Origin of the sequence: Thauera humireducens (assembly GCF_001051995.2) — a bacterium.
Taxonomy (GTDB): Bacteria; Pseudomonadota; Gammaproteobacteria; order Burkholderiales; family Rhodocyclaceae; genus Thauera; species Thauera humireducens.
Genome location: NZ_CP014646.1, coordinates 2,162,577 through 2,181,522 on the forward strand (window position 1 = coordinate 2,162,577; position 18,946 = coordinate 2,181,522).

Consider the following 18,946-nt stretch of genomic DNA (forward strand, 5'->3'; position numbering starts at 1 on the left):
ATCGTCCCCGCAGAAACACGGAGCGCCTCATGAAAGTTCTCGTCATCGGTTCCGGCGGCCGCGAACACGCGCTGGCCTGGAAGCTCGCCCAGTCGCCCAAGGTCACCCGCGTGCTGGTCGCACCGGGCAACCCCGGCACCGCGCGCGAGCCCAAGCTGCACAACGTCGCCGTCACCGCGGTGTCCGACCTGGTCGAACTCGCCCGCCACGAGCAGGTCGGGTTCACCGTGGTCGGCCCCGAGGCGCCGCTCGCGGCCGGCGTGGTCGATGCCTTCCGCGCCGCCGGCCTGCCGATCTTCGGCCCGACCAAGGCCGCAGCCCAGCTCGAAAGCTCGAAGGACTTCGCCAAGCAGTTCCTGGTCCGCCACAACATTCCGACCGCCAAGTACCGCACCTTCTCCGACGCAGCGGCCGCGCACGCCTACATCGACGCCGAAGGCGCACCGATCGTCATCAAGGCCGATGGCCTCGCCGCCGGCAAGGGCGTGGTCGTGGCCATGAGCGCCGACGAGGCGCACGCCGCGATCGACATGATGCTGCTCGACAACAGGATGGGCGATGCAGGCGCGCGCGTCGTCGTCGAGGAGTTCATGGAAGGCGAGGAAGCCAGCTTCATCGTCATGGCCGACGGCCGCCATGCAATGGCCCTCGCGACGAGCCAGGACCACAAGCGCCTGAAGGACGGCGACGAAGGCCCCAACACCGGCGGCATGGGCGCTTACTCGCCCGCCCCGGTGGTGACGCCCGACGTGCATGCGCGCGTGATGCGCGAGATCATCAACCCCACGCTGGCCGGCATGGCCGCCGACGGCCTGCCCTACACCGGCTTCCTGTATGCAGGCCTGATGATCGACGGCGAAGGCAAGCCGCGCGTGGTCGAATTCAACTGCCGCATGGGCGATCCGGAAACGCAGCCGATCATGATGCGGCTCAAGACCGATCTCGCCGACCTCGTCGAGGCAGCGATCGCCGGCAAGCTCGACCAGACCGAAGCCGAATGGGATCGCCGTTTCGCCCTCGGCGTGGTGCTCGCCGCCGCGGGCTACCCCGACAGCCCGCGCAAGGGTGACGTCATCACCGGCCTGCCCGGCGGCGCGCTCGAGGATGCACACGTCTTCCATGCCGGCACCGCGGAACAGGACGGCCAGATCCTTACCGCAGGGGGCCGCGTGCTGTGCGTCACCGCCCTCGGCGACAACGTGCGCACCGCACAGAAGCGCGCCTACGAGGTGGCTGACGGCATCAGCTTCGACGGTCGCCAGTATCGCCGCGACATCGGTCATCGCGCGCTCTCGCGCAAGAGCTGACCCCTCCGCACCGCAGACGGCGGTCGACCGCGGATGTCCGCATGCGCTGACATCCGCCACCTTCACGACTATCCTATCGCTGCGCACGCATAGGGCGCGCGCATCCCGAGTGATCAGTCATGGAGACACCGATGTCCGTCAGATTCGAGATTACGAAGAACGAAAAGGGCGAGTTCCACTTCAAGCTGCTCAGCGGCGACGGCAAGACGCTGCTGCGTAGCGAGGGTTACAACGCCAAGACGAGTTGCACGAACGGTGTCGAGTCGGTACGCAAGAACGCGGCCGACGACAAACGCTATGACCTGAAGACGGCCTCGGACGGTCGCCCCTACTTCAACCTCAAGGCGAGCAACGGCCAGGTCATCGGCACCAGCCCGATGTTCGCCGATGCTGCCGCCTGCGAAGCGGCGGTCGCCGCGACCAAGGCCGGCGCCGCCGACGCACCGGTCGATGACAAGAGCTGATCCACGATGAATCCTGCCACCGTCAAACCCTGGTTCACCGATCTGCAACAACGCATCGTCAGCCGTCTCGAGGCCTTCGATGGCATGGCCTTCAAGGCGGACGGCTGGGAGCGACCGGGAGGCGGTGGCGGGCTCACCCGCGTCATCGAGGACGGCAACTTCTTCGAACGCGGCGGCGTCAATTTCTCGCACGTGATGGGCGACGGCATGCCGGCGTCCGCCACCGCGCACCGCCCGGAACTCGCCGGCCGGCGGTTCGAGGCCATGGGCGTGTCCCTGGTACTGCACCCGCGCAACCCCTATTGCCCGACGGTGCACATGAACGTGCGCTGCTTCGTCGCGATTGCCGAAGGCAAGCCGCCCGTATGGTGGTTCGGCGGCGGCATGGACCTGACGCCCTACTACCCGTTCGAAGAGGATGTGCGCCACTTCCATGCCACCTGCAAGGCCGCGGTAGTGCCGTTCGGCGGCGAAGCGGAATATGCGCGCCTGAAGGACTGGTGCGACCGCTACTTCTTCCTCAAGCACCGCAACGAGCCGCGCGGCGTCGGCGGGCTGTTCTTCGACGATCTCGGTGCCGACGGCAAGACGGACTACGGCACTGCCTTCGGCCTGACGCAGTCGGTGGGCAACGCCTTTCTCGACGCCTATCTGCCGATCATCGAACGCCGCCGGGACACCCCCTACGGCGAACGCGAACGCGACTTCCAGGCCTACCGGCGCGGGCGCTACGTCGAGTTCAACCTCGTGTTTGACCGTGGCACGCTTTTCGGCCTGCAGTCGGGCGGGCGCACCGAGTCGATCCTGATGTCGATGCCGCCGATCGTGAAGTGGCGCTACGACTGGCACCCCGAGCCCGGTTCGCCCGAAGCCCGGCTCTACGACGAATACCTGAAGCCACGCGACTGGGCCTGAGGCCTCGACTCGAACCCGGGCGCTGTCGCCTCGAGCGCGCGCGCCGCGACAGGCGCGCCCGCCCGAGCAAAACTCGGCTGTTTTACGCCGGCAACAATGCCACCGCAGTCTTCTGCTTGCCGGCCACCATTTCGGCCGCCGCACGATACTGCCCCTGGGCTGCGTCGGTGCGCTCCAGCTTCTCCAGCAGATGGGCAAGCGCAAGGTGGGCGTCGACCGTCGCCCCATGCTGGACCGAGGCCTCCAGATAGCTCTGCGCCTTGCCCCAGAGTTGCGCGTTCAGGCAGAGCTGACCCAGCGCGTACAGCAGGCCGGCATCGCGCGACTGCTGCGGCAGCCAACTCTCGGCCTTCTGCAGACAGGCGCGCACATCGCCTTCGGTCGCCGCACAGTACGCGTACTGGCGCGCCAGCCCCGAGTCCCAGCGCTCATCGAGCAGGCGTTCGACCTGTTTGCGGGCAAGCTCACCCCGCCCGACCGCAGCAAGCAGCGGCAACACGCGCTCGATCAGCCCCCGGTCCTGCAGCTCAACGGAAGGAATGTCTTTCCAGTACGCGGCCAGCGCATCACCGTCGCCCGCCAGCTCGCGCATGCGTTCGACATGACCGCGGCGCAACATAGGCGCGGCCTGCTCGTCGGTCAATGCCTTGTGCTTGCGCAGCTGGCGCACCGTCTGCACCAGCTCTTCCCAACGCCCCAGGGCCGAGGCCACCTGCGCCTCCAGGCGCAGCATGGCGATGTGACGATTTCCGCCTGCGCGCAGCGTGGCCAGCTTGGCCGCGGCCTCGTCGAACCGGCGGGCCTCGATGGCGAGTTCGGCCTCGGTCATCAGCCGCGCCACCTCACCCTGCGCACCGTGCTCGGCCGCATGTTCGAGCCATTCCCGGTACCGCGGTTCGTCCTGCAACGCATGTGCCGCACGGGCCGCGATCAACGCGGCCATCGACGAGCCCTCGCCCGTCTCGTAAGCGCGCGAAGCCGATTTCAGCGACTGCGAGAAGCGCCCTTCGAACAGCGCATTGATCGAATCATTCAACGCACGACCAGCCCGTGCGCGACGGCGGCGTTCCCGCCATTGCGCCACCCGACCGGGCAGCTGCAGGGTGCGGCTGATGATGCGGATCAGCGCATATGCAAGCGCAAACCCCACGACGACAATGACGACGAGCAGGTTGAGCGACAACTGCACGCGCCATGGCGGCGCCACCAGCAGCACGTAACCATCGTTGAGCCCGGCCACCATGGCCACGCCGACGGCCAGGGCGAAAATGCCGATCAGCCAGATCAGGGTACGCATCGTGCCCCCCTCAACGCGCTGGCGCGCCATTCGCGCCGGCAGGGACTTGTTCCGTCGCGGGCACGCTCGGCTCGGCACGCGGAATCGCCGGCTGAAGCGGGCGCTCCGGACGCACCTGCATGGTCCGCAGCGCAGCAAAACTCTCGGTCAGCGTCGGCAGCTCGGTGCGAATCGAAACCGACTCGAGCTCCCGCAATTCCTGCAGCGCCATCTGCACGCGCTCATCACGACGGTCGAAGAAGCGCTCGATCCACACCCTGGCCTGAGCCAGGTCGGCGGAATAGGTGCGGCCATCCCGCGCAAGCAATGCAAGGCGGGCCGTGAGCAGGCGGATCTTCAGGTTCTCGCGCAGGAAAGTGTTCTGCGCCGGCGCCAGCAGCACCGGATCGTCCTGATCCAGCCGCTCCATGCGCACCAGCCCGCGAACCTCGTGCCACACGTCGCCAATCAGCTCGCGCGCATAGCCGAGCACCTTCGTCGTCCACGCATCGGTCGTCGCGTCAGCCTGAGCCTTCGCTGCCGGCGTCTCGGCCACCGTCGCCGAGAGCTGGCCTTCGAATGCGAGCGGCATGGCATCTGCGCGTTCCAGCAGCCGCTCGAGCCGCAGGCCAAGCCCGGGCACATCGATGACCGGCTGCAGCTTCAGCGTCTCGATGTCGCGCGCAAGCGCCCGCCGCAAGCTCGCGTACTGTCCGCGGTCGTGCGCCGCAAGACGTGCATCCGCCTGCTGCAGGGCAATCAGGGCGGCCTCGAGGTTACCCGCCAGCTGCAGTTGCTGGGCTGCGAGCGCAACCGCCTGCTCGACTTCCGCCACCACGCTGTCCTCGCGCGAACGCGAAAACTCCTGATACATCGCTTCCAGCGCCGAAGCCTGACCTTCGGTCGCCTCCACCTTTGCCTCCAGCGCGCCGAGCTTGCCCTGCATCGAGGCGATGGTCTCCTGCTGCTGGCGCACGATGCCCCGCGCCTCGGTGGCAACGCTCTCGCCTTCGGCAAGCCGGCTGGCAAGCGTCTCGCGCAACTGCACCGCCTGTTCGTGGGTATCGCGTGCCTGCCAGGCAGCCCATGCCGCGGCGCAACAGGCTAGCAGCGCAACAAGCAAAGCCCACCAGGCCATGGTCTGGCGTGTCGGCGCGGAAGGCGCGGCGTTCCCGGTCGATCGTTCGGGCATGTCATCGTCCTTGCGGGAAGCTTGGGCCGCGCCCGGCGGTTGAGTCAGTGCGGGGGTTTCGTCGTTCATGGCCAGAGTTTAACCAAAGTGCCTCGTCAATGCCTGCAGCAGTCCTTCGTCACCGGCCGGCGTCTCGATGACCACGGCGAAGCCTGCCTCACGTGCTTCCGCGGCGATGCGCGCATGGGACGCAAACACTGGCACCGCCTGCAGCACACGCAAGTCCCCGGCACCGAACATGCTGCACAGATTGCGTACGCCCTCGCTGCTGGTGAGCAACAAGCCGTCGAGTTTGCCGTGTGCGGCAGGCTGCAGCAGGATCGCGGGGTCGAGCTTCGGGCAGTAGCGCCGGTAACAGGTGACATATTCCACGTGCGCGCCGCGTTCGCGCAAGGTGTCGCGAATCAGGTCGCGTCCACCATCGCCACGGAAGATCAGCACCTTGCGGCCACGGATCGCCCCGGCGGAAAACTCGGGCAAGGCCAGCACCGATTCGCTGTCGAAACCGTCCTGCGGCACCACCGGGTCGCGAAAGCCGCGTTCCAGCAGCACCCGCTCGCTCCCCTTGCCCACCGTCGCCACGCGCAAGCCGGCAGGCCAGGCCCGACGTGCAAGGACGAACTCGAGCGCATGGTGTATCGCATTGGGGCTGACGAAGAAGGCCAGGTCGAACTCGTCCAGGCGCGGCACGATCGCCTCGAGCTGCGCGGGATCGGGTGCCGGTGCAATGGCCAGCACCGGAAAGCGGATCGCCGTTCCGCCCGCCGCCTCGATGCGGCGGCACAGGCTGCCGGCCTGCTCCAGCGGCCGTGTCACGGCCAGCGTGCGCCCTGCGAGGGGGAGGGACTCGCCGTGGGCGGCCGCCTGGTTATCGATGTGCATGCCGGATGCGGGTGCGCCGCTCAGCCGAGGTCGGCGAGGATCGCCTCTGCCCCCTGCGCCCGCAGGTCTTCAGCCAGCGCTCGGCCCAGGGCCTCGGCCTCGGCCGGCGAGCCCTCGCGTTCAGCGCGCACGATCTCGCTGCCATCCGGTCTGGCCACGAAGCCGCGCAACCAGACCCTGCCTTCGCGGATCAGCGCATAGGCACCGAGCGGCACCTCGCAGCTGCCGGCGAGCGCGCGCGCCACGGCGCGTTCGGCCAGCACGCAGGCGGTGGTGTCGGCGTGGACCAAGGGCTGGAGCCAGCCGATCACGTCCTTGCGCGCGGCCAGGCACTCGATGCCGAGCGCGCCCTGCCCGGCTGCCGGCAGCGACACTTCGGCCGGCATCACCGAGCGAATGCGTTCGCCCAGGCCCAGACGGGTCAAACCCGCAGCGGCGAGGATGATGGCGTCGTACTGGCCTTCGTCGAGCTTGCGCAGGCGGGTATCGAGGTTGCCGCGCAGGCTGGTCACGCCGAGGAAGGGATACTGGGCATGGATCTGGGATTCGCGGCGCAGCGAGGAGGTGCCCACCACCGCTCCCGGCGGCATGTCGGCGAGGCTCTCGTAGCGGCTGGAGACGAAGGCGTCGAGCGGTACCTCGCGCTCGGTGATGCAGGGCAGCACGAAATCCCCGCCCATCACCATCGGCACGTCCTTCATCGAATGCACGGCGATGTCGGCACGGCCGTCGAGCAGTGCGGTCTCGAGCTCCTTGACGAACAGCCCCTTGCCACCCACCTTTGCCAGCGGCCGGTCGAGGATCTGGTCGCCACGGGTGGTCATGCCGAGCAGCTCGACGCGGCAGCCGGGATACAATCCCTCGAGGCGAGCCTTGATGTGCTCGGCCTGCCAGAGGGCGAGGCGGCTTTCACGGGTGGCGATGACGATGCGCTCGGGGTTCGCTTGGCTCACGATTGGGATCACTCAAGTACAGGATTCGACCATGCCGGGGAGGCTCGACTTTCGCCGCACCGCAGCATCAGGGTTCGCACCAATGGTGCGCAGGATGGCCGCGATTCTAGCATGCGTGCCGATCGCACTTTCGGCGGCACCGCCGGCCCTGCCCAAGGCAAGCGACCTCGCACGCGATGCGGCAACCATGCGCAGCGAGCGCATGCCGATGGTGGTGCTGTACAGTCAGGCCGGCTGCAGTTATTGCGAAACCGCGCGCAGTTACCTGGTGCCGATGTCGGCCCCCGAGGCCCAGGGCCGACGTGCCCTGTTCCGTCAGATCGACATCGACTCGGATGCCGCGCTGGTGGATTTCACGGGCACCCGGTCAACGCACCGGGCCGTGGCAAGGACGCAGAAGGCACGCTTCACGCCGACCGTCCGCGTGTTCGACGCCGACGGCCGCGCCGTGGGAGACGATATCGTCGGCATGCGGCTTGAGGATTTCTACGGCCAGTATGTCGAGAACGCGATCGACGAGGCGCGCAGCCGCATGGGCGCCACCGACTGAATATTCCGCCAGGTCCCCGATGGGCGCCTGCGGCCCACCAACCTCACTGCCCCATTCGAGATGACCCAGGACAAAGACGCGCCGCTGCGCGAAGACATCCGCCTGCTCGGGCGCCTGCTCGGCGACACCGTGCGCGACCAGCAGGGCGCCGCCGCCTTCGAGCTGATCGAGCGCATCCGCCAGAACTCCGTGCGCTTTCGCCGCGACGACGACATCGCCGCGCGGCGCGAACTCGAGGACATGCTCGATGCGCTGTCGCGCGACCAGACCATCCAGGTCGTGCGCGCCTTCAGCTACTTCTCGCACCTGGCCAACATCGCCGAGGACCAGCACCACATCCGCCGCTCGCGCGCGCACCTGATCGCGGGCTCCGCCCCGCGCGAAGGCAGCCTCGCCCATGCGCTCGAGGCGGCGCTCGCCAGCGGCACGACCGACGCCGCCGGGCTGGTCGAGTTCTTCGACACCGCCCGCGTCTCGCCGGTGCTCACCGCCCACCCCACCGAGGTGCAGCGCAAGAGCATCCTCAACTGCGAGACGGTGATCGCACGCCTGCTCGACGAGCGCGACCGCATGCAGCTCACCCCGGAGGAATCCGAGGCCAACCTCGAGGCGCTGCGCCGCGCGGTGCTCACGCTGTGGCAGACGCGCATCCTGCGCACGGCCAAGCTGTCAGTGATCGACGAGGTCAACAACGGCCTGTCCTACTTCGACACCACCTTCCTGCGCGAGCTGCCCCGCCTCTACGCCAGCCTGGAGGACCGTCTCGCCACCGCCGCGCCGGGCCTGACCGGCACCGAGCTGGCCAACTTCCTGCAGGTCGGCAGCTGGATCGGCGGCGACCGCGACGGCAACCCCTTCGTCACCGCCGAGGTGCTCGACAAGGCGCTGGCGATGCACGCCGCAGTGGCGCTCGAGTACTACCTCAACGAGCTGCACACGCTGGGCTCGCAGCTGTCGATGAGCCACGGCTTCGTGAGCGCCTCGGACGCGCTGCTGGCGCTGGCCGAGCACTCGGGCGACCACTCCCCGCACCGCAGCGACGAGCCCTACCGCCGCGCGGTGTCCGGCCTCTACGCCCGGCTGGCCGCCACCTACCGCGAACTGCTCGGCCACGAACCCGCGCGCCACGCCGTCGCCCGCGCCGAACCCTATGCCGATGCGGCCGCGCTGTCCGAGGATCTCGACACCCTGCACCGCTCGCTGGTGGCCAACGGCTCGGCCGCGCTCAGCCGCGGGCGGCTGCGCCAGCTGCGTCGCGCGGTGAAGGTGTTCGGCTTTCATCTGGCACCGATCGACCTGCGCCAGAACTCGGACGTGCATGAGCGGGTGGTCGCCGAACTGCTCGAGACCGCCCGCCCCGGCACCGACTACCGCGCCCAGGACGAAACCGGCCGCTGCGCGCTGCTGCTCGAGGAACTGGCCACCGCGCGCCCGCTCGCCTCGCCCCACGTGCGCTACTCGGACGAAACCGAAGGCGAGCTGGCGATCTTCCGCACGGCGCGCCGCGCGCACCAGCGCTACGGCCGCGCTGCCATCCGCCACTGCATCATCTCCAAGACCGACGACGTATCCGACCTGCTCGAGCTGGCGGTGCTGCTGAAGGAAGCCGGCCTGCTGCGCCCGCTCGAGAACGCGCTCGACGTCGACATCGTGCCGCTGTTCGAGACCATCGGCGACCTGGAGAACGCCGCCGGGGTCATGGAGCGCCTGTTCTCGCTGCCCATCTACCGGAACCTGCTGGCCGCCCGCGGCCAGACCCAGGAGGTGATGCTGGGCTACTCGGACAGCAACAAGGACGGCGGCTTCCTGACCTCGGGCTGGGCGCTGTACAAGGCCGAGGGCGAGCTGGTGGCGACCTTCGCGCGCCACGGCGTGCGCCTGAGGCTCTTTCACGGTCGCGGCGGCTCGGTGGGCCGCGGCGGCGGGCCGAGCTACCAGGCCATCCTCGCCCAGCCCGACGGGGCGGTGCAGGGCCAGATCCGCCTCACCGAACAGGGCGAAGTGATCGGCGCCAAGTACGGCAACCCGGAAGTGGGCCGGCGCAACCTGGAGGTGCTGGTCGCAGCCACGCTCGAGACCAGCCTGCGCCCGGCCGGGGCCGAGCCCACGCCGCCCGCGTTCATGGACGCGATGCAGGCGCTGTCGGACGCGGCCTTCACCGCCTACCGCGGCCTGGTGTACGACACCGAGGGCTTCGAGCGCTACTTCTGGGAATCCACGGTGATCAGCGAGATCGCCGCGCTCAACATCGGCAGCCGCCCCGCCTCGCGCAAGAAGAGCACCGCGATCGAGGACCTGCGCGCCATACCCTGGGTCTTCAGCTGGTCGCAGTGCCGGGTGATGCTGCCGGGCTGGTACGGCTTTGGCAGCGCAGTGCAGGCCTTCCTCGCCCGGCATCCGCAGGACGGCCTGGCACTGCTGCAGCGCATGCACCGCGAGTGGTCCTTCTTCGCCACGCTGCTGTCGAACATGGACATGGTGCTCGCCAAGAGCGACCTCGCGATCGCCAGCCGCTACGCCGACCTGGTCAAGGACGTGGCGCTGCGCGAGGCGATCTTCGGGCGCATCCGCGCCGAACACCAGGCCACGGTCGAGGCGCTGCTGCAGATCACCGGCCAGCGCGAGCTGCTCGAGGCCAACCCGCTGCTCAAGCGTTCGATCCGCAACCGCTTCCCCTACCTCGATCCGCTCAACCACGTGCAGGTCGAGCTGCTGCGCCGTCACCGCGAGCACGGCGACGACCCGCGGATCCGCAACGGCATCCACATCTCGATCAACGGCATTGCCGCGGGATTGCGCAACAGCGGCTGATCAGAGGCCGAGTGCCTGCCTCACCACCGGCCACTGCCGGCGGCTGACCGGCAGGCGCTCGTCCACGCCCCTCAGCAGCACCTCCCAGCGGCCCTCGCTGTCGCCTTCGCCGACACGCTCGACCCCCTGCACCGCGTCGCGCGCCACCAGGCAGTTGCGATGCACGCGCAGCAGGCGCTGCGGGAACTCCTGCTCCAGTTGCACCAGCGACTCGTCGAGCAGGTAGTCGCGCTCGGCCGTACGCGCCGTCACGTACTTCAGCTCGGCCCTCAGGTAGAGAACATCGGCCACGGGCAGCAACAGGATTCGTCCGCGCTCGCTGACGCTGAAGTGCCGGCGCTCGCCTGGCGCCAGCGCGGCGAGATCGGGTGCTGGCGCGGGCCGACGCGCGCGCAGCTTCTCCAGTGCTGCGGCGAGCCGCTCCGCGCGCACCGGCTTCAGCAGGTAATCCACCGCTGCCAGCTCGAAGGCCTCGACGGCATACTGGTCGTAAGCCGTCACGAAGATCACTGCGGGGGGTGCCGACAGGCGCGGCAGATGACGCGCGAGTTCGACGCCGTCCATGCCCGGCATGCGGATGTCGGCCAGCACCACGTCTGCCGGCTGCAGCTCGAGCAGGCGCAAGGCCTCGACCCCATTGGCAGCCATGCCGACGACCATCGTCGGCTGAGCGTCAGCGATATCGCCCAGCAGGTCGCGCAGCCGGCTGCGCGCCGGCCCCTCGTCGTCGACGATGAGCACGCGCAGGACATCATTCGGGGGTGAGATCGTCATCCCTTGGCACTCCGGAAAGGCAGGCGGATGCGCACGCGATAGCGCCCATCGGCGCAGTCGATGTCGAGCCCCGCCTCGAGGTCGAAGAACAGTGTCAGGCGTTCGCGGATGTTGTCGAGCGCCATGCGGTTGCCGCTGTGATGGCGTCCGGCATCGCAGACCGGGTTGTCCACCTCGACGCGCAGGCTGTCGCTCTGCCGGGCGACACGGACCACGACTTCGCCCGGACCGGTCGAGGGTTCGATGCCGTGATACACGGCGTTCTCGAGCAGGGGTTGCAGCAACAGCGCCGGCACCCGCGCCTGCAACAGGGCGGCGTGTTCGACCGACCCGGCAAGCGGCATCTCCCAGCGTACGCTCAGGCGGTCGCCCAGCCTGAGGCGCTCGAGGTCGATGTAGCGCTCGCACAATGCAAGCTCGTCACCCAGCGGCACCAGCTCGCGGTTCTCCTGCATCAGCGCGCGGAACAGGTCCGCCAGTTCCTCCAGTGCGCGTTCGGCGCGGCGCGGATCGGAACGGATCACGCCCAGCACGCCATTCAGGCTGTTGAACAGGAAATGCGGCCGGATGCGCGCCGTCAGCGCCTGCAATCGCGCCTCGGCCAGCGCCGGTGAGAAACGCCGGCTGCGATACTCGAAATACATCAGGCACAAAGCCGTCGCCGCCAGCGCCCAGACGAGGTGGCGGAACAGGCTGTCGCCCCCGCCCAGCAACGGGTAACTCAGCACCACGGCCAGGACCACGACGGCCACAAGCACCGCGGTCGCCGCACGCGGCGGCAGGGACGCGAGGCGCGGCGAAACGAGATCGAGCATCAGCACCGCGAGCAGCAGGGGGAACTCGACGCGGCCGGCCATCAGCGTCAGCTCGGCTGCAAAGCGCGGTCCTTCGTCCACCCGGATCAGCACGGTGACGAGCGCGAACAGATTCACGGCCAGCAACAGCCGCAGAATCACACCGAGGTTGCGAAAGTCGGGCATGGCACCAGCGCCGAGCGGCATGGTCTTTTGCTTTATACTTTTCATCGTTTCTTCCTGCCGCGACGGCGGCGGAGCCCCTCATGCCAGGCCAGCCGGACCCGGCCAGCCGACATCTTCTTCCGACACGCATTATGACAGACACCACGACGCCGGCCGCTGGCGGCAACGAACCCGCCAAGGCCTGGTCCGGCCGTTTCACCGAACCCGTTTCCGACCTCGTCAAGCGCTACACCGCCTCGGTCTTCTTCGACCAGCGCATGGCGCGCCAGGACATCCGCGGTTCGCTCGCGCACGCAAAGATGCTCGCGCGCCAAGGCATCATCGGCGCAACCGACCTTGCCGACATCGAGCGCGGCATGGCCCAGATCCTGGGCGAGATCGAGCGCGGCGAATTCAGCTGGAACCTCGATGACGAGGACGTCCATCTCAACATCGAGAAGCGCCTCACCGCGCTGGTGGGTGACGCGGGCAAGCGCCTGCACACCGGCCGCAGCCGCAACGACCAGGTGGCGACCGACATCCGCCTGTGGCTGCGCGACGCGATCGACCAGATCCTCGCGCTGATCCGCGCGTTCCAGCACAACCTGCTGGACGTCGCCGAGGCCAACGCCGACACCCCGATGCCCGGCTTCACCCACCTGCAGGTCGCCCAGCCGGTCACCTTCGGCCACCACCTGATGGCCTACTACGAAATGAGCCGGCGCGACGCCGAACGCTTCGCGGATTGCCGCCGCCGCGTCAACCGCCTGCCGCTGGGCTCGGCCGCGCTGGCCGGCACCAGCTATCCGATCGACCGCGAGTTCGTGGCGGCGGAGCTGGACTTCGACGAGGTCTGCTACAACTCGCTGGATGCCGTCAGCGACCGCGACTTCGCCATCGAGTTCTGCGCCGCCAGCGCGCTGCTGATGACTCACCTGTCGCGCCTGTCGGAAGAGCTGATCCTGTGGATGAGCCCGCGCGTGGGCTTCATCGACCTCGCCGACCGCTTCTGCACCGGCAGTTCGATCATGCCGCAGAAGAAGAACCCGGACGTGCCCGAGCTGGTGCGCGGCAAGACCGGTCGCGTCAATGGCAGCCTGATCGCCCTGCTGACCCTGATGAAGGGCCAGCCGCTGGCCTACAACAAGGACAACCAGGAAGACAAGGAACCGCTGTTCGACACCGCGGACACCGTCATCGACACGCTGCGCATCTACGCCGACATGGTGACCGGCATCCGGGTCAAGGCCGATGCGATGCGCGGTGCGCTCACGCAGGGCTACGCCACCGCCACCGATCTCGCCGACTACCTGGTCAAGAAGGGCCTGCCCTTCCGCGACGCGCACGAGGCAGTCGCGCTGGCGGTGCGGGCGGCAGACGTCAAGGGCTGCGACCTGCCGCAGTTCTCGCTGGACGAACTTCGCATCGCGATGGCGCACGTGCCGGGCGCAGCGGAGCGGCTCGGCGACGACATCTTCGCCGTGCTGACGGTCGAGGGCTCGCTCGCCTCGCGCCGCCACATCGGCGGCACCGCACCCGAACAGGTGCGCGCCGCGATCGTGCGTGCGCGCCAGCAGATCGCCTGACGGGCCCCGCCATGGCGGCGGAACGGATCGGCAAGTACGAGGTTCGCCGCCAGCTCGGCGCAGGGGCCACCAGTGTCGTCTATCTGGCCTGGGACCCCTTCAACCTGCGCGAGGTGGCCATCAAGCAGCTGCGCCCCGAGATCCTGCGTGACCGGGAGCGCGGCCGGCTGCATCGTCAGCTGTTCCTGAACGAAGCCGCCTTCTCCGGGCGGCTGCACCATCCGCATATCGTGCAGACCCACGACGCGGTGGTGGACGATCACAACGCCTACGTGGTCATGGACTACGTCCCGGGTGGCACGCTCGAACGACTGACACGCCCAAGCTCGCTCGCGGCCTTCGAACGCGTAATCGAGATCATCTTCAAGGCCAGCCGCGCACTGGACTACGCCTTTCACCAGGGCATCACGCATCGCGACATCAAGCCGGCCAACATCCTGCTGATGACCCCCGAAGGCAGCGACATCCGCGTCTCCGACTTCGGCGCCGCCCTGCACACCGCCCAGGAAACCACGCAGATCGCCGGCGTCGGTTCGCCGGCCTACATGTCGCCGCAGCAGGTGCGCGAGGTGCCGCTCGACCATCGCACCGACATCTACTCGCTCGGCGTGGTCATGTTCGAGCTGCTGACCGGACGCCTGCCTTTCGAGAGCGACAACAACTACACCCTGCTCTACCGCATCGCCAACGACACCCCGCCCAAGCCCTCCGAGCTGCGCCCGGAAGTGCCCGAGGCCCTTGACACCATCGTGCGACGTGCCACCGAACGCGACGTCGAACACCGCTACCAGAGCTGGGCCGAGTTCTCGCACGACCTCGCCCTCGCCTTCCGCAACCACAGCGTCGAGATCACGCGCGGTTCGATACCGGACACCGAGAAGTTCGAAGCCCTGCGCACGATGCACTTCTTCCGTGAGTTCGCCGATGCCGAACTGTGGGAGGTCATCGGCCTGAGCCAGTTCGGCCGCGTACAGCCCGGCACCCTGATCATGCGCGAGGACGAAGGCGGCGACTCCTTCAGCTTCATCCTTGAGGGCGAGGCCCACGTCAAGCGCCGCGGCCACCTGCTCAACATCCTGACGGCAGGCGAGTGCTTTGGCGAAGTCGCCGTCTTCTCCGCGGCTGGGGGCGTGCGGTCCGCATCAGTGGAGGCCGCCACCGAAGTCAGCCTCATCACGATTCGCGCCCACGCACTACGCCGCGCCAGCGACACCTGCCGCATGCGCCTCTACAAGGCCTTCCTCGAAGTCCTGGCGACCCGCCTGTCACTCGCCACTGCCCGCATCAGCAACCTATGAGCCACCCTGCGCTTCCGCTCATCGAGCACGCCATTCGCCAGCGCGTCGGGAACCAGTTCAGCATCCGCGACATCGCCCCCGTCAGCGGCGGATGCATCCACGAAGCCGTCGTCGTCACGGGTCACTGCGAACGCTTCTTCGTCAAGCTGGGCAATGCCGCACGACTGCCGATGTTCGAAGCCGAAGTCGACGGGCTGCTCGCGCTCGCCGCAGCGGACGGCTTCCGCACGCCAACCCCGATCGCCTGTGGCGCTGACGACGCACACGCCTTCCTCGTGCTGGAGCACCTTACGCTCCGGCCTCTTCACTCGGCCGACGAGGGCGCACGCTTCGCCGACGCCCTCGTCCGGCTGCACCGCACGCGCGGCGCGCACTTTGGCTGGCGCCGCGACAACTTCATCGGCAGCACGCCGCAGCGCAACACGCCGGCGGACAACTGGGCGCGGTTCTTCGTCGAACACCGACTTCACCCCCAGTTCGCGCTCGCCCGTCAGCATGGCTTCAGCGGCGAACTCCAGAAACAGGGCGAGCGCCTGTTCGAGCGCGTACCCGCCCTCTTCCTCGACTATCGCCCGACCGAGAGCCTGCTGCATGGCGACCTGTGGCACGGGAACGCAGCCGTCCTCGAGGATGGCACACCCGCGATCTTCGACCCCGCAGTCCATTACGGCGACCGCGAATCCGATCTGGCGATGAGCGAGCTTTTCGGCGGCTTCCCGGGCAGCTTCTACGCCGAGTACCGCAAGGCGTGGCCGATGCAGGACGATTACGAAAAGAGAAAACTGCTATACAGCCTGTATCACATACTTAATCACATGAACCTGTTCGGGCGAGGCTATCTGCGGGAGGCGACGCGGTTGGCGACACGACTGAATGAGGAATTGGGGCGGCGACCGGCTTGAGGCCGTGACGGCAAAGCAGCAAAAGGACTGTCGGATAATCTTACAGTCGCATGCCAAAGGAACAATCTGCCGCAGAAAAACCCCTTCAGAGGCAATTGTTTAACTCGCGACTTTCACTCCGGCGTGAAATTTGCTACGGCTGTACAAGCATACGAATTCCGTCCGCGCCTAAATGGCTATAATTCGATTGGCGCCAACGATCTCAAGGTTAAAGAATCATGAGCAAGACACCGCAAAACAACTCGTCCGAAACACGACGGCGCTTGCTCAAGAGTGTGCTCGGTGCGTCGACGGTGGTCACGCTCGGCTATGGTGGCAACGCAGCCGCAGCGTCGATTTCATGCGTCGCCAAGGTGAGGGATCTGGCGTCCGGCGGTCCCCCCGCAGGCACGGCGCAGTTCACCATGATTGAGCCGAAACCCACTCAAGCTAAGACGAACTGGGGTTGGCTACGGGTTGACGTCAGGCGCTATGATTTATTAAAGAAGGGCCCAGCGTTCGACGCATTCGAGGCTGGCGGGAAGATCTACAAGACGTCTGCGCCCGATGTCGAGGTGGTCGGCGCAAGCCTCGCAAAGAATCAAAATGGCTATCCAAAGGACGCCTGGGTGCTCGCTTATTTTGACGATAGCGGCGCTTTAGTCTCGACCTACCCAAGCGAACAACTCGCTGAACCCGGCGCCACGCCTGCTGCTCAGTCCTGCCTCGCTTCGGTCAATCCGGGCGCCGTCGGCAACTTCACCTTCGGTGGCTGACCCGATACCTGATGCCGTTTCCAGACAGCCCCCGTGACTGGATGAACGCTCACTGCCCGTTGCTCGACGGGCAGTTTGTTTTTCTGGACCCGCAGTGGTGGGACACGCACCTTCTCAGCGACGGCGCCGTCGAGGTGCTGCGTGAAGCTGCACGCGCAATCGAATCAGACCACTTCGAGGCTTTCCTTCAGGATGTCGAAGCAGCAGGCGGCTGGCCACCGGGCTTGGAACGACTGGCTCATGCCTTGACCACCCTGCCGGGTCGCTCCACGACCAAAGGCCAGCCCGAGTGACCCCGTCCGCCTATCGGTTGATCGACCTCGGTGCAGCCCGCGTTGCAGTCAACTCCCCGCTGAACGACTTCAACGCCCACCTCGACTTGGTCTATCAACATCACGGCGACGGAGATCCGCTCAGCTTTGCCGATGTCCGCGTGAGCCTGCTCCCGAGCAGGGGAATGCGGTTCTGGAAAGGCCGGGTTTCGCTGTGGTCCGAGGCGACGTGCCCTTTTGAACCCTACCCGATGCGTAGCGCGCTGCCGCTTTTCGAGTGGGGAAGCAACTGGCTGCTGGCGCAACGTCTCAACGCCTATCTGCTGCTGCACGCAGGGGTGGTCGCGCGGGACGACCGCGCCCTGATCCTGCCCGCTGCACCCGGCTCAGGGAAAAGCACGCTGACCTGCGCGCTGCATCTCGCCGGCTGGCGTTTTATGTCGGACGAGTTCGGTGTGCTGGACCCGGACAGTGGCAATCTGCTGCCGCTGCTCAAACCCGCCGCGCTCAAGAACCGCTCCATCGCCATCATCGGCGCGCACCCGCAGGCCAGGCTTGGACCCGTCTTTCCCGGAACGCGAAAAGGCGATGTGGCCCACTTTGTTCCACTGCGCGACAGCATTGTCGAGCGCCACCGCCACGCTCGCCCGCGGCTGGTCATCTTTCCGCGATACCGCGACGGTGGCACGCTGAAATGTACGCCGCTGGACGCCGCCAATACCGCCATGCGGCTGGGATTGAACAGCTTCAACTACCGCACGCTCGGCGCGGTCGGTTTCGATGCCGTGGTGCGCCTTGCCCGCACGACACGCGCCTTCGAGCTTGAGTACGGCGACCTATCCACTGCGATCGCGCACATCGACACCTTGTTCGCGGAACACGCATGACGCCACCCCTCTCCCGCGAGCTTCAGTTGCTCCTGCGCGCACTGAGCGAACCCCTGGACACCGACAGCGCCACCTGGGAACGCCTGCTGCGGTTGGCGCGCATGACTGCGCTGCATGGAAGGCTGGCTGCGGCCAACCGGGACAACCCCACGGTGCCGGCGCCGGTCCGGCGTCACCTGCTCTCGGCCGAACGGGTCTGCGCCTTCAACAACCAGATGCTGCGGGCAGAACTCGCCGCGCTCGCGGCGCTATGCGATGGGTCGTTCCCCGTGCTGGTCCTGAAAGGCGGCGCCTATGCCCTTCAGAACCAGCGTGTCGGGCACGGACGTTTCGTCTCCGATGTCGACCTGCTCGTTCCGCGCGAACACCTGCGGACCATGGAGCAAGGCTTGCGGGCGGCGGGGTGGGTACCGGCCCAGCTCGATCCGTATGACGAGCGCTATTACCGGGACTGGAGCCACGAGACCCCGCCCATGCGCTTCCCGGGGCGCTTCCTCGAGGTCGACCTGCATCACGCGATAACGCCCGTCACCGGAAGCCTGCATTTCGACCCGGCGCCGCTGTTCGACGCCAGCGTGCCGCTGGCGGACTCCCCATTCCGTACCCTGTCGGCAGAGGACCAGGTGCTGCATGCCTGCGTACACTGTTTCCAGGACGGCGACCTCGCCCTCAGGGTGCGTGAAGTGGTCGATATCGACGGACTCGTGCGCGCGGCGGCCACACAGCACGGCTTCTGGACGCGACTGGTCGGACGTGCCGGACAACTGGGTCTGCAGCGTCCGCTTTGGTACGGCCTGCACTTCGCTCATGCATGGATGGAGACCCCCCTGCCGCAGAGTGCGCTGACCGCTCTGCCCGCCCCGTCCGCCCTGGCACGCAGACTGATGGACCGGCTGGTCCCGCTGGTCATGTTGCCGCCCGACCCCGACCATCCGCCACCCGCATCCGTACGCGTCGCACGGCTGGCCATGCTGGCACGCTACCACCTGCAACGCATGCCGCCGTCCATGCTGCTGCCACACCTCGCCCGGAAGGCGACAGTGCGTCTGCGCGAGCGCTTTACCCACACACCCGCGCAAAATGCAGAAAACCAGCCCTGAGGCTGGTTTTCCATCAATACCGGACGCGGCACGAAACCGCCTGCGCCCTACCGGCGGATCAAA

The 18,946-nt window shown here is 67.5% G+C and carries 18 protein-coding genes; 12 read left to right on the top strand and 6 right to left on the bottom strand.

Features of this window, described 5'->3' with window-relative positions:
* The first annotated feature begins 29 nt into the window (after positions 1 to 29).
* The 3 genes from purD (at position 30) to hemF (ending at position 2,686) form a co-directional block, all read left to right on the top strand.
* The gene (gene purD / locus AC731_RS10210; protein WP_048705807.1) at positions 30 to 1,307 is read left to right on the top strand and encodes a phosphoribosylamine--glycine ligase; all 1,278 of its coding nucleotides are present in this window, start codon (positions 30 to 32) and stop codon (positions 1,305 to 1,307) included.
* 131 nt (positions 1,308 to 1,438) lie between these two features.
* Complete coding sequence (locus tag AC731_RS10215) at positions 1,439 to 1,771, top strand: YegP family protein (protein WP_048705809.1); 333 nt, start codon at positions 1,439 to 1,441, stop codon at positions 1,769 to 1,771.
* Between the two features lie 6 nt (positions 1,772 to 1,777).
* Positions 1,778 to 2,686 (top strand): oxygen-dependent coproporphyrinogen oxidase, encoded by a 909-nt coding sequence (hemF, locus tag AC731_RS10220; protein ID WP_048705812.1) that lies wholly within the window; start codon positions 1,778 to 1,780, stop codon positions 2,684 to 2,686.
* 82 nt (positions 2,687 to 2,768) lie between these two features.
* Here hemF and AC731_RS10225 read toward each other — a convergent pair whose 3' ends face one another.
* Genes AC731_RS10225 through hemC form a run of 4 tightly spaced genes read right to left on the bottom strand, consistent with a single transcriptional unit; the run spans position 2,769 to position 6,989 of the window.
* The gene (locus AC731_RS10225; protein ID WP_048709978.1) at positions 2,769 to 3,983 is read right to left on the bottom strand and encodes a heme biosynthesis HemY N-terminal domain-containing protein; all 1,215 of its coding nucleotides are present in this window, start codon (positions 3,981 to 3,983) and stop codon (positions 2,769 to 2,771) included.
* A 10-nt stretch (positions 3,984 to 3,993) separates the two neighbouring features.
* Positions 3,994 to 5,223: a uroporphyrinogen-III C-methyltransferase gene (locus tag AC731_RS10230; protein ID WP_048705815.1), complete on the bottom strand. Its 1,230-nt coding sequence runs from the start codon at positions 5,221 to 5,223 to the stop codon at positions 3,994 to 3,996.
* Between the two features lie 9 nt (positions 5,224 to 5,232).
* Positions 5,233 to 6,036, bottom strand: coding sequence for a uroporphyrinogen-III synthase (locus tag AC731_RS10235; protein ID WP_205626584.1), 804 nt, complete (start codon positions 6,034 to 6,036; stop codon positions 5,233 to 5,235).
* Between the two features lie 20 nt (positions 6,037 to 6,056).
* A complete protein-coding gene (hemC, locus tag AC731_RS10240) occupies positions 6,057 to 6,989 on the bottom strand; it encodes a hydroxymethylbilane synthase (RefSeq protein WP_048709985.1) in 933 nt (310 codons plus the stop codon).
* Between the two features lie 94 nt (positions 6,990 to 7,083).
* Here hemC and AC731_RS10245 point away from each other — a divergent pair, with 94 nt between their 5' ends.
* Both AC731_RS10245 and ppc read left to right on the top strand, forming a co-directional pair.
* Entirely contained in the window at positions 7,084 to 7,539 is a 456-nt protein-coding gene (locus AC731_RS10245; protein ID WP_156480694.1) for a thioredoxin fold domain-containing protein, read from the top strand.
* Between the two features lie 60 nt (positions 7,540 to 7,599).
* On the top strand, positions 7,600 to 10,350 hold the full coding sequence (ppc, locus tag AC731_RS10250; protein WP_048705819.1) for a phosphoenolpyruvate carboxylase: 2,751 nt from the start codon (positions 7,600 to 7,602) through the stop codon (positions 10,348 to 10,350).
* On the opposite strand, the gene AC731_RS10255 is transcribed toward ppc, so the two are convergent.
* Positions 10,351 to 11,124: a LytR/AlgR family response regulator transcription factor gene (locus tag AC731_RS10255; RefSeq protein ID WP_048705822.1), complete on the bottom strand. Its 774-nt coding sequence runs from the start codon at positions 11,122 to 11,124 to the stop codon at positions 10,351 to 10,353.
* Positions 11,121 to 12,149 (bottom strand): sensor histidine kinase, encoded by a 1,029-nt coding sequence (locus AC731_RS10260; RefSeq protein ID WP_048705824.1) that lies wholly within the window; start codon positions 12,147 to 12,149, stop codon positions 11,121 to 11,123. Before AC731_RS10260 ends, AC731_RS10255 begins: the two co-directional genes overlap by 4 nt.
* An 86-nt stretch (positions 12,150 to 12,235) precedes the next feature.
* Between AC731_RS10260 and argH the strand changes: the two genes are divergently transcribed.
* The 7 genes from argH (at position 12,236) to AC731_RS10295 (ending at position 18,883) form a co-directional block, all read left to right on the top strand.
* Complete coding sequence (argH, locus tag AC731_RS10265) at positions 12,236 to 13,669, top strand: argininosuccinate lyase (RefSeq protein WP_048705826.1); 1,434 nt, start codon at positions 12,236 to 12,238, stop codon at positions 13,667 to 13,669.
* A gap of 11 nt (positions 13,670 to 13,680) precedes the next feature.
* The gene (locus AC731_RS10270) at positions 13,681 to 14,967 is read left to right on the top strand and encodes a serine/threonine protein kinase (RefSeq protein WP_004262743.1); all 1,287 of its coding nucleotides are present in this window, start codon (positions 13,681 to 13,683) and stop codon (positions 14,965 to 14,967) included.
* Complete coding sequence (locus tag AC731_RS10275) at positions 14,964 to 15,869, top strand: fructosamine kinase family protein (protein WP_048705829.1); 906 nt, start codon at positions 14,964 to 14,966, stop codon at positions 15,867 to 15,869. Before AC731_RS10270 ends, AC731_RS10275 begins: the two co-directional genes overlap by 4 nt.
* A 218-nt stretch (positions 15,870 to 16,087) precedes the next feature.
* Positions 16,088 to 16,624, top strand: a complete 537-nt coding sequence (locus tag AC731_RS10280; RefSeq protein ID WP_156480695.1) for a hypothetical protein — start codon at positions 16,088 to 16,090, stop codon at positions 16,622 to 16,624.
* Positions 16,625 to 16,635: 11 nt separating this feature from the next.
* Entirely contained in the window at positions 16,636 to 16,917 is a 282-nt protein-coding gene (locus AC731_RS10285; protein WP_048705833.1) for a hypothetical protein, read from the top strand.
* Entirely contained in the window at positions 16,914 to 17,783 is an 870-nt protein-coding gene (locus AC731_RS10290) for an HprK-related kinase A (protein ID WP_237266515.1), read from the top strand. The genes AC731_RS10285 and AC731_RS10290 overlap by 4 nt, the downstream gene beginning before the upstream one ends.
* Complete coding sequence (locus AC731_RS10295; RefSeq protein ID WP_004262760.1) at positions 17,780 to 18,883, top strand: nucleotidyltransferase domain-containing protein; 1,104 nt, start codon at positions 17,780 to 17,782, stop codon at positions 18,881 to 18,883. The genes AC731_RS10290 and AC731_RS10295 overlap by 4 nt, the downstream gene beginning before the upstream one ends.
* Positions 18,884 to 18,946: the final 63 nt, after the last annotated feature.

Bases quoted from the DNA above. Each gene is read 5' to 3' on its own strand.
- ppc (WP_048705819.1), top strand. From the start codon at position 7,600: ATGACCCAGGACAAAGACGCGCCGCTGCGCGAAGACATCCGCCTGCTC.
- AC731_RS10295 (WP_004262760.1), top strand. From the start codon at position 17,780: ATGACGCCACCCCTCTCCCGCGAGCTTCAGTTGCTCCTGCGCGCACTG.
- argH (WP_048705826.1), top strand. From the start codon at position 12,236: ATGACAGACACCACGACGCCGGCCGCTGGCGGCAACGAACCCGCCAAG.
- AC731_RS10235 (WP_205626584.1), bottom strand. From the start codon at position 6,036: ATGCACATCGATAACCAGGCGGCCGCCCACGGCGAGTCCCTCCCCCTC.
- AC731_RS10230 (WP_048705815.1), bottom strand. From the start codon at position 5,223: ATGAACGACGAAACCCCCGCACTGACTCAACCGCCGGGCGCGGCCCAA.
- AC731_RS10280 (WP_156480695.1), top strand. From the start codon at position 16,088: ATGAGCAAGACACCGCAAAACAACTCGTCCGAAACACGACGGCGCTTG.
- AC731_RS10275 (WP_048705829.1), top strand. From the start codon at position 14,964: ATGAGCCACCCTGCGCTTCCGCTCATCGAGCACGCCATTCGCCAGCGC.
- AC731_RS10225 (WP_048709978.1), bottom strand. From the start codon at position 3,983: ATGCGTACCCTGATCTGGCTGATCGGCATTTTCGCCCTGGCCGTCGGC.
- AC731_RS10270 (WP_004262743.1), top strand. From the start codon at position 13,681: ATGGCGGCGGAACGGATCGGCAAGTACGAGGTTCGCCGCCAGCTCGGC.
- hemF (WP_048705812.1), top strand. From the start codon at position 1,778: ATGAATCCTGCCACCGTCAAACCCTGGTTCACCGATCTGCAACAACGC.
- AC731_RS10285 (WP_048705833.1), top strand. From the start codon at position 16,636: ATGCCGTTTCCAGACAGCCCCCGTGACTGGATGAACGCTCACTGCCCG.
- AC731_RS10255 (WP_048705822.1), bottom strand. From the start codon at position 11,124: ATGACGATCTCACCCCCGAATGATGTCCTGCGCGTGCTCATCGTCGAC.
- AC731_RS10245 (WP_156480694.1), top strand. From the start codon at position 7,084: ATGGCCGCGATTCTAGCATGCGTGCCGATCGCACTTTCGGCGGCACCG.
- purD (WP_048705807.1), top strand. From the start codon at position 30: ATGAAAGTTCTCGTCATCGGTTCCGGCGGCCGCGAACACGCGCTGGCC.
- AC731_RS10215 (WP_048705809.1), top strand. From the start codon at position 1,439: ATGTCCGTCAGATTCGAGATTACGAAGAACGAAAAGGGCGAGTTCCAC.
- AC731_RS10260 (WP_048705824.1), bottom strand. From the start codon at position 12,149: ATGAAAAGTATAAAGCAAAAGACCATGCCGCTCGGCGCTGGTGCCATG.